The 13,050-nt window shown below is 66.6% G+C and carries 12 protein-coding genes and 1 pseudogene; 1 reads left to right on the top strand and 12 read right to left on the bottom strand.

The features are described from left to right. Window positions 1–16: 16 nt before the first annotated feature. The 11 genes and pseudogenes from GKE62_RS01340 to GKE62_RS01290 form a co-directional block, all read right to left on the bottom strand. Window positions 17–715: a DUF2459 domain-containing protein gene (locus GKE62_RS01340; RefSeq protein ID WP_230206844.1), complete on the bottom strand. Its 699-nt coding sequence runs from the start codon at window positions 713–715 to the stop codon at window positions 17–19. Then, window positions 694–1,590 carry a 50S ribosomal protein L11 methyltransferase gene (locus tag GKE62_RS01335; protein ID WP_154690681.1) on the bottom strand — a complete coding sequence of 299 codons (897 nt, stop codon included), beginning with the start codon at window positions 1,588–1,590 and terminating at the stop codon, window positions 694–696. The genes GKE62_RS01340 and GKE62_RS01335 overlap by 22 nt, the downstream gene beginning before the upstream one ends. Further along, window positions 1,587–2,492: a subclass B3 metallo-beta-lactamase gene (gene bla / locus GKE62_RS01330; protein WP_154690680.1), complete on the bottom strand. Its 906-nt coding sequence runs from the start codon at window positions 2,490–2,492 to the stop codon at window positions 1,587–1,589. Before bla ends, GKE62_RS01335 begins: the two co-directional genes overlap by 4 nt. Next, window positions 2,482–3,171, bottom strand: coding sequence for an SDR family NAD(P)-dependent oxidoreductase (locus GKE62_RS01325; RefSeq protein WP_154690679.1), 690 nt, complete (start codon window positions 3,169–3,171; stop codon window positions 2,482–2,484). Before GKE62_RS01325 ends, bla begins: the two co-directional genes overlap by 11 nt. A 244-nt stretch (window positions 3,172–3,415) precedes the next feature. Then, window positions 3,416–4,105, bottom strand: a complete 690-nt coding sequence (gene phoB, locus GKE62_RS01320) for a phosphate regulon transcriptional regulator PhoB (protein ID WP_154690678.1) — start codon at window positions 4,103–4,105, stop codon at window positions 3,416–3,418. 7 nt (window positions 4,106–4,112) lie between these two features. Continuing rightward, complete coding sequence (gene phoU, locus GKE62_RS01315) at window positions 4,113–4,796, bottom strand: phosphate signaling complex protein PhoU (RefSeq protein WP_195908549.1); 684 nt, start codon at window positions 4,794–4,796, stop codon at window positions 4,113–4,115. A gap of 12 nt (window positions 4,797–4,808) precedes the next feature. Then, a complete protein-coding gene (pstB, locus tag GKE62_RS01310) occupies window positions 4,809–5,624 on the bottom strand; it encodes a phosphate ABC transporter ATP-binding protein PstB (RefSeq protein ID WP_370516041.1) in 816 nt (271 codons plus the stop codon). Then, complete coding sequence (gene pstA, locus GKE62_RS01305; protein ID WP_154690675.1) at window positions 5,618–6,865, bottom strand: phosphate ABC transporter permease PstA; 1,248 nt, start codon at window positions 6,863–6,865, stop codon at window positions 5,618–5,620. Before pstA ends, pstB begins: the two co-directional genes overlap by 7 nt. Then, window positions 6,858–8,243, bottom strand: a complete 1,386-nt coding sequence (gene pstC / locus GKE62_RS01300) for a phosphate ABC transporter permease subunit PstC (RefSeq protein ID WP_154690674.1) — start codon at window positions 8,241–8,243, stop codon at window positions 6,858–6,860. The genes pstA and pstC overlap by 8 nt, the downstream gene beginning before the upstream one ends. Before the next feature lie 10 nt (window positions 8,244–8,253). Next, window positions 8,254–9,301: pseudogene (locus GKE62_RS01295) on the bottom strand (substrate-binding domain-containing protein). Between the two features lie 59 nt (window positions 9,302–9,360). Continuing rightward, window positions 9,361–10,557, bottom strand: coding sequence for a cell wall metabolism sensor histidine kinase WalK (locus tag GKE62_RS01290; protein ID WP_154690673.1), 1,197 nt, complete (start codon window positions 10,555–10,557; stop codon window positions 9,361–9,363). Window positions 10,558–10,685: 128 nt separating this feature from the next. Between GKE62_RS01290 and acs the strand changes: the two genes are divergently transcribed. Beyond that, a complete protein-coding gene (gene acs, locus GKE62_RS01285; RefSeq protein ID WP_154690672.1) occupies window positions 10,686–12,596 on the top strand; it encodes an acetate--CoA ligase in 1,911 nt (636 codons plus the stop codon). A 4-nt stretch (window positions 12,597–12,600) separates the two neighbouring features. Here acs and GKE62_RS01280 read toward each other — a convergent pair whose 3' ends face one another. Continuing rightward, window positions 12,601–12,972 carry a hypothetical protein gene (locus GKE62_RS01280; RefSeq protein WP_154690671.1) on the bottom strand — a complete coding sequence of 124 codons (372 nt, stop codon included), beginning with the start codon at window positions 12,970–12,972 and terminating at the stop codon, window positions 12,601–12,603. Window positions 12,973–13,050 lie beyond the last annotated feature (78 nt).

The raw sequence follows: 13,050 nt of genomic DNA, 5'->3' as shown, positions 1-13,050 counted from the left end.
GGTCCGGCCGCCGCCGTCATCCGGCGGGCACCCATTTCATGACGCCCCCGGCAAACGGAGTCCAGACACCGGTCTTCACGCCTGCCGCAGCCAGGGTATTGCTGGTCCACTGGTTGCAGGTGTTGGCGGCGGTGTAGCTGCCACGGGCGTCGTAGAAAGCGTCGTAGTCGCCGTAGCCGGAATAGTGCCGTCGCGCCTCACCGACGGGCTCAGGCGGCAGCGCTTGCTCGATCCGGCGGACAATCGCGGCGTATTGCCGGGTGCTGACGCGCAACGGGCGGATGTCGTCGCCGGGAGCGGGCCGGACATAATGAGCGACGTGGAGCAGGCCCGTTCCGCCAACCCCGGCGATGTGGAGCAGCGCCAAGGGCGAAAGGTCGGCCCAGGTGGGGGTGTTGAGGAACACCTCCCGCTCGCCCCAACTCACCGAAACATGGGTGTAAGGACGCGCTGGATTGTCCAGATCGCTCAGCGGAAACGTCTCGCTCCAGTCCTTTTGCGGGGTGTATTTGGGTAGGACCAGCGCCGTGTGGACGCCGTTGGTCTCTACGAAAATCGTGACCGCGCTGGTGTCCTGGGCGGACGGTTCGTGCCACCCCCGATTGCGCGGGATAGACGAGCCGATCCATCCCGCCAGCGCGAACAGCCCGATGGCGAGCGCAAACCAGCCCAGCACGGTGCGCAGCGTGCGCGCTATCCGCGCCGCCGCAACCACAGGATGCTCCAGTCGCCGCGCACGACCCGGCGGGCCAGGCGGAACCCGTTGCGCAGCGCCGCCCGCCGCACTTGCCCTTCCTGAGTGGCCAGCAAACCGGCCAGCAAGAGGCTCCCTCCAGGCACGGTCGCGCGGGCGAAATCGGGCATCAGATCGATCAGCGGCCGGGCCAGGATATTGGCGACCAGCAAGTCGTAGGGTGCGCGGGCCTGGATCAGCGGATGATCGAGACCCGGTGCGATCGCCACCGCGACCTCGCCCGCCCGGCCGCCGAGGCGCACACCGTTGAGCCGCGCGTTCTCGGCGATGACGTCGGCGCAGACCCGGTCGATGTCGCTGGCGGTTGCCAGGGCGCGGGGCCACAGCGCCAGCGCGGCGAAGGCGAGAAGGCCGGTGCCGGTGCCGATGTCGGCGCAATTGCGCACGACCATGCCGCTAGCCTTCATCGCGCTCAGCATTTCCAGGCATCCGGCGGTGGTGGCGTGTTGGCCGGTGCCGAACGCCTGGCTGGCGGGAATCACGAAATTGCGTACCCCCGGTTCGGTGCAGGGCGGATGATCGGGAATGCGCACTTGAAACGCACCCGCTCGGACGGGCTCGAGGTATTGCTGGCTGTCCGTCACCCAATCGGTGTCGGGCAGGCGTTCTTCCAGCCACGCGGGGGCCAACGTGAACAGCGCGTCCAGCGCGCGCCGGTCGGCCTTGGTCGGGCGACGTGGCAGCCAGGCTTCGAGCCGCCAGTCTTCGGGGCGATTCTCGGCGATTTCGGTTCCGGCGATGACGATGTCGTGATCCCAGTCGATCGCATCTTCGTGCGCGATCAACGCCGCCTCGATTTCCGGACGTGGAGCGTGAGTGGTCAGCTTCCAGCTCATTTGGCAGCGGCTTCGTCCGCGAGACGCTGGTCGAGCCGGTCCGCCGCCGCCTTGGCGTATTGTTGGCACGCCTGGGGATCGACCAGCGGTCGCTTACCCGCCAGTCGCTCAAACAACCTGCTGGCCGACGGATGCGGAGTGACCAGTATCGCGCAGGGGAGGGTGGCGATCCGGTCGATCGAATTGCGGAACGCCTCGACGTAGGCCGGGTGATCGGTGAAGCGATAGCCATCGTCCGAGATCGAGGTGAGGCTGTCCGCATAGGCGACGTCACGGCAGGTCCGCCCTTCGCACGCCGAGAATGTCCAGCTGGTCGATCCAGGCGAATGGCCCGGCGTCGCGTGAACGGTCAGACGCAAATCCCCGACCGCGATCAAAGCTCCGTCGGCGATCAGCCGGTCGACGGCAACGGGTGCGAAGCCCGGCAGCCTGCCGGCTTGAGGATCCTCGGGTTCGGCCTTGCCCGTCGCCAATACGGTGGCTGCGGCCGCGCGTGCCGCCAAGCGCGCGCCTGTGGCCCGCTTGAGCTCGGCCAGCGCAGCGACGTGATCGAAATGCTCGTGGCTCGAGAGGATCCAGCGAACGTCGGTCGGCGCAAATCCCAAACGGTCGATGTTGGCGAGCACTTGGGGAGCAATGTCCGCCGGGCCGCCGTCGATGAGGACGTGGCCCGATGCGCCGGCCAACAGCAGCACCGTGATTCCGCAACTGCCGACATCGTAGAGGTTGCCGTAAATCCGCACGGGCGGAGCCGGGTCGCTCCAGCCGTCCTTGCCCGCGCACGCCAGAGAATGCTCGACGATGGAGGCGGGTCCTGGTGCGATCGGCCCGGCCGACAGTCCAGTGCCCGCGCAGCCCGCCAGTGCGATGGACGAGACCAGGGCAAGCAGCCTAGCGAACATAGCTGGCTCCGTTGGCGTCGATCGTCGTCCCGGTCATGCTGGGCGGCGCGTCGAGCGCGCAGAACGTCGCGATTGCCGCAATCTCGCGGGGAGTCGCAACGCGTCCCAAGGGAATGTCGGCAAGGAGCGCGGGACCGCCGCGGGTCGCCAGGTAATCGTCGGCCATCGCGGTGTCGGTAAACCCGGGAGCGATGGCGAAGCTTAGGATGCCATCACCCGCATAGGCGCGCGCGATGGTCTTGTGCAGCGCGATCATCCCCCCCTTTGCCGCCGCGTAGTGCCAGTGTTCGGGCGAATCGCCGCGAAACCCCGCCCGGCTGGCAATGTGAACGATCCGCCCGCCAACCCCGCGTTCGTGCCAATGCCGCACCGCGAAGCGGCTGAGCTGGGCGGCAGCGGTCAGGTTGATCCGCAGCGTGTCTTCCCACGCATCGAGCCAAGCGATGTCGCTGGCGCGCAACGGATTGGCGGCGAACAGCCCCGCATTGTTGATCAGCACGTCGACCTTGCCGCCAGTCTGGTCGAGCGCTGATTCCCACAATTGTTGCGGGGCGGATGGTTCGGAAAAATCGGCCTGGCGCGAGCCGTGGCCGATCACCGTGCAACCGCGCGCCGCCAGCGCCTCGACAATCGCCTTGCCGATCCCGCGGGTTGAGCCTGTCACCAGCACCGTGGTCATCTGGCGGGACCTGAGGTGACCCGGCGAATGGACCGGAAAACGTCCACCGAAAACGTGTGACTTTGGCCGCTAAATTCTTGGAATTCGAACATTATCGGATGAAGCGGCGTGACCTTTCGATACCCCCGGTTCGCGTCGGCGTTGGACCTTGGTCCGGTCTTCGGCATGGATCGATTGTAGGTGAACATCATCCGATCATGGCGATGACAGGTGGTGTAGGAAAGCGCTTTGCGGTCCTGCGGAGTCAGACGGCCTCCAGCGCGTAGCCGGCCGAACGCACCGTCCGTACGGGATCGGGCGCGCCATCCAGTTCGATCGCCTTGCGCAAGCGGCGGATATGGACGTCGACGGTACGCAGTTCGATCTCGCTTTCGGTTCCCCACACCGCGTCGAGCAGTTGGCCGCGCGAAAACACCCGGCCGGGGCTCTCCATGAAGTGCCGCAGAAGCCGGAACTCGGTCGGACCCATCGCCAGGCTGCGGGCGCGGCGGATCACCTTGTGCGCAATCGGATCGAGCGAGAGATCGCCCACGGTCAGCGTCTCGCCGGCCAGTGCCGGGCGGACCCGGCGCAGCACCGCGGCGACCCGGGCGATCAACTCGCGCGGGCTGAACGGCTTGGTCACATAGTCGTCCGCGCCCGTTTCCAGTCCGCGGATGCGGTCTTCTTCGGCGCCGCGGGCGGTCAACATGACGATCGGCACATGCGCGGTGGACTTGTCGCGGCGCAGGCGCCGGCACACCTCGATCCCGCTGGTGCCCTCTACCATCCAGTCGAGAATCACGAGGTCGGGCACCGCTTCGGAGGCGAGAACCAGGGCTTCGTCACCATCGGCAGTGACGCGCACGTCGTAGCCTTCGCCCTGAAAGCGGAACTCGAGCAGTTCGGCGAGCGCGGGATCGTCTTCGACCAATAGGAGCTTGGGGGCCATCAGGGTTTCCTCAGCGCGGCGGGATCACGTCCTCGCGCTCGGGAAGGTATTCCCCGGTCGCGGCGTAATAGACCTGCTCGGCGATGTTGGTGGCGTGGTCGCCGATCCGTTCGATGTTGCGGGCGACGAACAACAGCTGCGCGGCGCTGCTGATCGTGGCCGGGTTTTCGACCATGTAGCTCACGAGGTTGCGGAAGATGCTGTCATAGAAGGCATCGACCTTGGAATCGCGCAGCACGATCTCGCGCGCGGCCTCCGCGTCGCGCGCCGCGTAGGCGGTGAGCACGTCGTGGACCATCTCGGATGCTACCTCGGCCATGGCCGGGAGCAGCGTCAACGGTTCGAACCGCTGGCGGCCCTCGATGTGGCCGACGCGCTTTGCGATGTTCTTGGCGTAGTCGCCGATCCGTTCGATCACGCCCGCGATCTTGAGACTGGCGATGACTTCGCGCAGATCGTCGGCCATCGGCGCGCGCAGGGCGAGGATGCGGATCGCCAGGCGATCGACCTCCATCTCGAACTCGTCGATGCGCTTGTCGCGTAGGACGATGGTGCGCGCGAGGTCTTCCTGGCCGCGCACGAGCGCATCCATCGCCTCGTTTACCGAGACTTCGGCGAGTCCGCCCATCTCCGCGATAAGCCCGCGCAGCCGGGTGATGTCCTCGTCGAACGCCTTGACGGTGTGTTCCATCATCAACCCTGATCCTTAGCCATATCGGCCTGTGATATAATCCTTGGTGCGAACTTCGCGCGGATTGGTGAAGATGTCCGAGGTGGTGCCGTATTCGACCATCTTGCCGAGGTGGAAGAACGCGGTGCGCTGCGAAACCCGCGCGGCCTGCTGCATCGAATGGGTTACGATGACGATCGCATAGCGCCCGCGCAGCTCGTCGATCAGTTCCTCGATCCGCGCGGTGGCGATCGGATCGAGCGCCGAGCACGGCTCGTCCATGAGGATGACCTCGGGATCGACCGCGATAGCGCGGGCGATGCACAGGCGCTGCTGCTGGCCGCCCGACAAAGCGGTACCGCTGTCGGCGAGGCGACCCTTGACCTCATCCCACAGGCCCGCCCGGTTCAGCGACTTTTCGACGATTTCGTCGAGATCGGCCTTGCCCGCGGCCAGGCCGTGGATGCGCGGGCCATAGGCAATGTTTTCGTAGATCGACTTGGGGAACGGGTTGGGCTTTTGAAAGACCATCCCGACCCGCGCGCGCAACTGCACCACGTCCATTCCCGAACGATAGATGTCCTGGCCGTCCAGCGTGATCTCGCCCTCGAACCGCGCCGAGGGAATCGTGTCGTTCATGCGGTTTAGCGCGCGCAGGAAGGTCGACTTGCCGCAGCCCGACGGGCCGATGAACGCGGTCACGTACTCGCTCGGGACATCGATCGAAACGTCGTCGATGGCCTGCTTGGCACCGTAGTAGATCGATACGTTGCGCGCGCGAATCTTGACGTCGCCCTCGGTCGGCGCGGTCGATTTGTCGATAGTCTGCACAACCGCGTCCATGGTCACCAACGCCTTTCGAAGCGGTTGCGCAGATAGATGGCGACGCCGTTCATCGCCAGCAGGAACAGCAGCAGCACGATGATCGCCGCCGATGTGCGCGCAACGAAGCCGCGGTCGATCTCGTCGGACCACAGGAAAATCTGGACCGGGAGCACGCTGGAGGGGGAGGTGAAGCCGTCGGGCGGGGTCGCGACGAACGCGCGCATTCCGATCATGAGCAACGGCGCGGTCTCGCCCAGCGCGCGGGCCATGCCAATGATGGTGCCGGTGAGGATGCCGGGCAGGGCAAGCGGGAGGACATGGTGGAACACCACCTGGACGCGGCTCGCCCCGATCGCCAGCGCGCCGTCGCGGATCGATGGGGGTACTGCCTTGATCGCGTTGCGCGCCGAGATCACGATCACCGGCATCGTCATCAGCGCCAGGGTCATGCCGCCGATCAGCGGGGCCGAGCGGAAATTGGGAAAGATCGCGAGAAACACCGCAAGGCCGAGCAGGCCGAAGATGATCGAGGGTACCGCAGCGAGGTTGTTGATCGAGATTTCGATCCACTCGGTCCAGCCGTTGCGCGGCGCGTATTCCTCGAGATATACCGCCGCCAACACCCCGATCGGGAACGCCATCAGCAGCGTAACCAGCATCGTCAGCATCGAACCCTTGAGTGCCGCCCAGATGCCCGCGGCCTGCGGGTCGGTCGCGTCCGAGCGCGAGAGGAAGCCGGGGTCCCAGGCCCAGCTAAGCTTGCCTTCGCGTTTCAACCGGGCGGCAAGCGCTTGCATCGCGGGCGAACCGCCCCCGCGCAGACCGGAGGCAAGGTCGCCGGTCACCGGCAGCGACACGCCGATCTTGCTGCCGAGCAGCGTGGGCTCATCGGCGATCCGCTCGGCCACCTCGCGCCAGGCCGAGGCATCGACTTGCGCGGCGCCATCTTCGCCCAGCGCCGTGCTTGCGGCGGTTGCGACAATCGCGGGCAAGCCGGCCGATTGCAGTTGGGTCAGCGCGTCGCCCTGGGCCAGCGAACGCGGATCGACAGGGAGCTGCTCCGCCGAAAGATCGAGCGCAAAGCGCACCTCGGCACGGCGGAAGCCGTCGATCCCCGCCGAGGTCATCGAGAAAAGCAGGAACGCGAGCACCAGGGCCGAGAACACCACCGCGCTCAGCCCAAGCAGGCGAAAGTTGCGCTCGGCCGCATAGCGCTTGCGAATGCGCGCGGCGACCGCGTCGGAGGAAAGGCGCGAAGGCTTATTCATATGCTTCACGATATCGCTTCACCACGCGCAGCGCGATGAAGTTGAGGGTAAGCGTGACCACGAACAACACCATCCCCAACGCGAACGCGCTGAGCGTGGCGGGGTGATCGAAGCTGCCTTCGCCGGTCAGCATCGCGACGATCTGGAAGGTCACCGTGGTCATGCTCTGGAACGGATTGGGGGTTAGCCGCGCGGCGGCGCCCGCGGCCATGACCACGATCATGGTCTCCCCGATCGCGCGGCTGACCGCGAGCATCACGCCGGCGACGATTCCCGGCAGCGCGGCGGGAACCAGCACCTTGCGGATGGTCTCCGAGGTCGTCGCACCCATCGCCAGGCTACCGTCGCGCATCGCCTGGGGGACCGCGGCGATGCTGTCGTCGGCCATCGACGAGACGAACGGGATGATCATCACCCCCATCACCAGCCCCGCCGCGAGCGCGCTTTCGGAACTGGCGCTGGCGATGCCGATCGCCTGACCGAAGTCGCGCACCGCCGGGGCCACGGTCAGCGCGGCGAAGTAACCGTAGACCACCGTCGGCACGCCCGCGAGAATCTCGAGCAGCGGCTTCATCCATTTGCGCACGTTGGGCGCAGCGTATTGGGTGAGGTAGATCGCGCTCATGAGGCCGAGCGGGATGGCAACCAGCATCGCGATGATCGCGCCGATCACGATCGTCCCCCAGAACAACGGGACCGCGCCGAACTTGCCGCTCTGGTCCAGCCCCGGCGCGCTCATCGGATCGGGCGACCAATGAGTCCCGAAGAGGAAGTCGAGCGGCGAGACAAAGCCGAAGAAGCGGATCGTCTCGAACAGCAGCGAGGCGACGATCCCCGCGGTGGTGACGATTGCGACCAGCGAAGCAAGCAGGAGCACAGCCATCACCGCGCGCTCAACGCGGGTGCGCGCGGTGAAGTCGGGACGCAGCCGCAGAAACCCGAACGCGCCTCCCGCAAATCCCAACAGCAGTGTGGCGGCCAGGCCGATGCCCCCGAACAGCCGTAGCGCATCGCGGAAAGGCTCGACCAGCGCCGCGGCGCCCTGGTTGAAGACCCCAGCGGCGCGCCCTTCGGCGACCGCCAGCGCCTCGGTCAGCAGCACGTCGCGCTGCATTCCGAACGGCGGAAGCGCCGACGCCGCCGGGCTGGCCAGAACTTGCCCGGTGACCAGTTGCGGGGCGACGGTGGTCCACGCAACCGCGAACAGCAGCGCGGGCACCGTGGCCCACAGCGCCACGTACCAGCCATGATAGCCGGGCAGCGAATGCAGCTTTTGCCCGCCGGTGCGCTGGAACGCCCAGGCCCGCGAGCGCGCCGCCAGCCATCCTGCCAGCCCCAGCCCGCAGGCCAGGAGGATCAGGATGGCCGGCGACAGCATGGGCTGATTCTTACTTTAGGCTCGCGCCGTCGAGAACCGGATAGTCGGTCGCGGCCTTGGCGCTGACCGCGAGCACCGCGTCGGGTGCGACGACCATGCCCTTCTTGGCCAGCAGCCCGTCCTTGCTCCAGCTCTTGGCCCACTCGGCAACGTATTCCTTCAAGCCCCTGATCGCCTCGAGATGCGCCTTCTTGACGTAGATGTAGAGCGGACGCGCGCCGGGGTAGGTGAAGTCCGAAATCGAGGCATAGGTCGGGACGATCCCGCCGACCTTCAGTCCCTTGATCTTGTCGGCGTTGGATTCGAGATAGGAGAACCCGAACACACCGATCGCTTTCGGATTGGCTTCGAGCTTCTGCACGATCAGGTTGTCGTTCTCGCCCGAATCTACGTAAGCCCCGTCCTCGCGCACTTCGGTGCAGTTGGCGTCGTATTTGGCCTTGTCGCTGTCCTTGAGCGCCTTCATCGCCGGGTCGGTCTCGCAACCCTTGGCAAGGATCAGCTCTTTCAGCGCGTCGCGGGTGCCCGAGGTCGAGGGCGGGCCATAGACCAGGATCGGCTCGTCGGCGAGCGCCGGGTTGACGTCCTTCCAGGTCTTGGCGGTGTTCGGCTTGCCGAACGGGTTCTTGGCGAGCGCCTTGTAGATGTCGAGCTGGGTGAGTTCCATGCCGGGGCCACCAGTGGCCTCGGCAAAGGCGATCCCGTCGAGGCCGACCTGGATCTCGACAATGTCCTTGACCCCGTTCTTGACGCAATCCTCGAACTCGGACTTCTTCATTCGCCGCGAGGCGTTCTCGATATCGGGATGCTGGACCCCGACTCCGGCGCAGAACAGCTTCATCCCCGCACCGGTTCCGGTCGATCTCGACGATCGGCGCCGGGATGCCGGGGTTCGCCTTGGCGAGTTCCTCGGCCACCGCCTTGGCGAACGGCAGCACCGTGGACGAGCCGACCGCGCGGACGTTGTCGCGCGAGGCGGTTTGCTGACCGCCGCAGCCGGCCAACGCCGCGGTGGCGAGGAGCGCGGCCGAAGCCATGAGAATCGGTTTGGACGACATTGCTGATACCCCTTCGCGGTATGATCCCGCCGCGCCAATGTGAGGCGCGTGTGACAGCTTCATGACAATACTTCGTCCGCGAGCTCGGCCCCGACAATGGTCTTGAAGCGAACCGTGACGACGGTGCCTTTGCCGACCGTGCTGGCGATGTCGAGCCGCCCCTGATGGCGCTCGACGATATGCTTGACGATCGCCAGACCCAGCCCGGTACCGCCGGCGGCGCGGCTGCGCCCCGGGTCGGTGCGGTAGAAGCGGCGGGTGAGGTGAGGGAGGTGTTCGGGCGCGATCCCGGGGCCGCGATCCTCGACCGTCAGGGTCACGTCACGGGGCGTGCTTTCGACCGCGACTGTGACAGGTTCGGCGGGGTCGCCATACTTCAGTGCGTTGTCGATCAGGTTGCGCAGTAGCTGATCGAGCTGGCTACGGTCGCCTTCGATGGTCGCAGGTTCTCGCGGCCATTCGACCATCACCCGCCCATCGCCGCGGTTGGCGGAGAGGTCGGTGGCGACGCTGGCCGCCAGATGGCCGAGGTCGACCAACTCGCGAGGGCGATCGTGCTTTTCAGCCTCAATCCGCGACAGCGACATGAGGTCCTGGACCAGATGTTGGAGCCGCCGGGCTTCGCGCAGGACCGTTGCCAGAAACCGGCTCGAAGTTGCGGCATCGACCGTGGCGTCGCCCTCGGACAGGGTCTCGACATAGCCTATGATCGAGGCGAGCGGGGTCGACAGCTCGTGGCTGGCGTTGGCGACGAAATCGGTATGGGCGCGATCGATATCGGCTTCGGCGGTGCGATTGATCAGTTCGACCATCGAATAGCGATCGTCGATCTGGCGGCGCGAGACCTGCCAGATGCTGCGCGGCGTGGTCAGCCCTGGGATCGTGGCGGTCCCGCCGCTTTCGAGCAGCGCCACCGCGTCGGGATGGCGCAACGCCATGCGCACGTCCTGGCCCAGGATGTGACTGCCCAGAACCTCTCGCGCCGCGGCGTTGGCGAACTGGATACGATCGCGGTCGAGCATGACCAGCGGTACGCCGAGCGGCTCCATCAGGCTTTCGATTCGCGCCCGCGTGAACTGGACCCCACTGTCGTTGCGGCGCGGGAGGGGCGGGGCCGGGCGGGCGATGTAGAGCGTCCCAAGCCACAGCAGAAGCACCGCGCCGGTCAGGATCGCGCCAACGCCCGAAACCAGCATGACGCTGACGCCAAGTAGAGCGAGCAGCACCCCGGGCCACGGCATCTTGGGAGGAAACATGGGACGGGCGCTCAACTGCGGGAGACGGCCTCGCGCTTAAGGTGCGAATGCGGGACGCGCAAGCAGCGCCCCGATTGCAGGATAGGCGTTGCCTGTGGCACGAAGCGGGCAACCGACAAGGGAGTGCCATGACTCGTTCCGTTCCTGCGACCCCGCGTAACACCGCCGCCCTCGCGCAAGCCCACGCCGCAGTTGATGCTGATCCAGCTAGCTATTGGATGTCCGAGGCGGCGCGTCTTTCGTGGAGCCGGTTTCCCACGATTGCGGACGAGAGTTCGTTTGCGGAGGCGGATTTCGGGATCAGGTGGTTCGGCGACGGTGTCTTGAACGTGTCGGTCAACTGCCTCGACCGGCATCTGGCGGAGCGCGGCGAACGAGTGGCGATCGTGTTCGAGGGCGACGAGCCGGGCGAAGGTCGCACGCTGACCTATCGCGAGTTGCACGGCGAGGTCTGCCGGATGGCCAACGTGCTTCTGGCCCGCGGGGTAGGCAAGGGCGACCGGGTGACGCTGTACCTGCCGATGATCCCGGAAGCGGCGGTGGCGATGCTCGCCTGCGCGCGGATCGGGGCGATCCACTCGGTGGTGTTCGGCGGGTTCAGCCCGGAGAGCCTGGCCGGCCGTATCCAGGATTGCGACAGCAAGCTGCTGATCACCGCCGACGAGGGCTGCCGCGGGGGCAAGCGGATCCCGTTGAAGGCCAATGCCGACGCCGCGGTGGCTGGCTGCCCGAGCATCGAGACGGTGCTGGTAGTGCGCCGCACCGGAGGCGATGTGGCGTTCGATCCGGCGCGCGACGTGTGGTGGCACGAGGCGCGCGAGACGGTCACCGCCGATTGCCTGCCCGAGCCGATGAACGCCGAGGACCCGTTGTTCATCCTCTACACCAGTGGCTCCACCGGCAAGCCCAAGGGGGTGCTCCACACCACCGGCGGGTATCTGCTGTGGGTCGCGGCGACCTTCGACCTGCTGTTCGGGGCGAAAGAGGGCGACCTGTTCTGGTGCACCGCCGACGTCGGCTGGGTCACCGGGCACAGTTACGTCGTCTACGGGCCGCTGGCGAACGGGGCGAGCACCGTGATGTTCGACGGCGTGCCCAACTATCCCGACCATGGGCGCTTCTGGGAGACAGCGAGCCGTCTGGGTGTGACGATCTTCTACACAGCGCCGACCGCGATCCGGGCGCTGATGCGCGAGGGCGACGGGTTCGTGACCCCGCACGACCGCAGCAAGATCCGCCTGCTCGGGACGGTCGGCGAGCCGATCAACCCGGAGGCGTGGGAATGGTACCACCGCGTGGTCGGCGAGGGGCGCTGCGAGATCGTCGACACCTGGTGGCAGACCGAGACTGGAGGCGCGCTGATCGCGCCGGTGCCCGGCGCGGTCAAGACCAAGCCTGGCTCAGCCACAAAACCGCTACCCGGGGTATATCCGCTGCTGGTCGATGCCGAGGGCAACGAACTGGCAGGCGCCACCGAAGGCAACTTGTGCATCGCCAAGTCGTGGCCTGGGCAGATGCGCACGGTGTGGGGCGATCACGCGCGGTTCTTCCAGACCTACTTCTCGACGTACCCCGGCCGCTACTTCACCGGCGATGGGTGCCGCCGCGACGAGGACGGATATTACTGGATCACCGGCCGGGTCGACGACGTGATCAACGTCTCCGGCCACCGGATGGGCACCGCCGAGGTCGAGAGCGCGCTGGTCGCCCATGCCAAGGTGGCCGAGGCCGCGGTCGTCGGCATGCCACATGAGATCAAGGGGCAGGGGATCTACGCCTACGTCACGCTCAACGCGGGCGAGGAGGGCGATGAGGCCCTGCGCGGCGAACTCCGGCAATGGGTCCGCCGGGAGATCGGCGCGATCGCCAGCCCCGACGCCATCCAGTTCGCCCCCGGCCTGCCCAAGACCCGCAGCGGCAAGATCATGCGCCGCATACTGCGCAAGATCGCCGAGAATGACACGACCAACCTCGGCGACATCTCAACACTGGCGGACCCGAGTGTGGTTGAAAGTCTGGTCGCGAACCGGGTGAACTAGCGCCTCAGCGCAAGGCTAGCGCCTTGCCACGTTCGAGCATCAGGATCGCAAGGCGCGCGGCTGCGCGCGAATCCAGCCACCTTCCGTCGGCCAGTTCGAGGTCGTAGCGATCACGACTGGTCAGCGCCGCCTTGTAGCGGGCCAGCGCGGCGGTGCGGTCGCCGGTGCGGGCGTAGGCGGTGCCGAGATTGATCAGCGCGGCGGGGTCGCTGGCGCTCATCACCGGATCGGCGGAAATGCGCTCGATGGCGAGGTCGGGGCGGCCAGCGGACAACGCCTGATATCCTACCTGGTCGAGCCCAGGTTGCGCCTCGACGGTAATCGCCGGCGCCGACTGCGCGAGCATCAGCCCGGCAAGCAGTAGCGTGGTCGCCATTTCAACAGTCTCCCACCTAATCCATTCGTTGCTTGGAGGGTAAAGGCGACGCCGGCCGATCTGCAACAAAAATGTCAT

The sequence above is a fragment of the Novosphingobium sp. Gsoil 351 genome (genome assembly GCF_009707465.1).
Classification (GTDB): domain Bacteria; phylum Pseudomonadota; class Alphaproteobacteria; order Sphingomonadales; family Sphingomonadaceae; genus Novosphingobium.
Note: the sequence above shows the minus strand (reverse complement) of the source record. Positions and strands in the feature narration are given on the sequence as shown.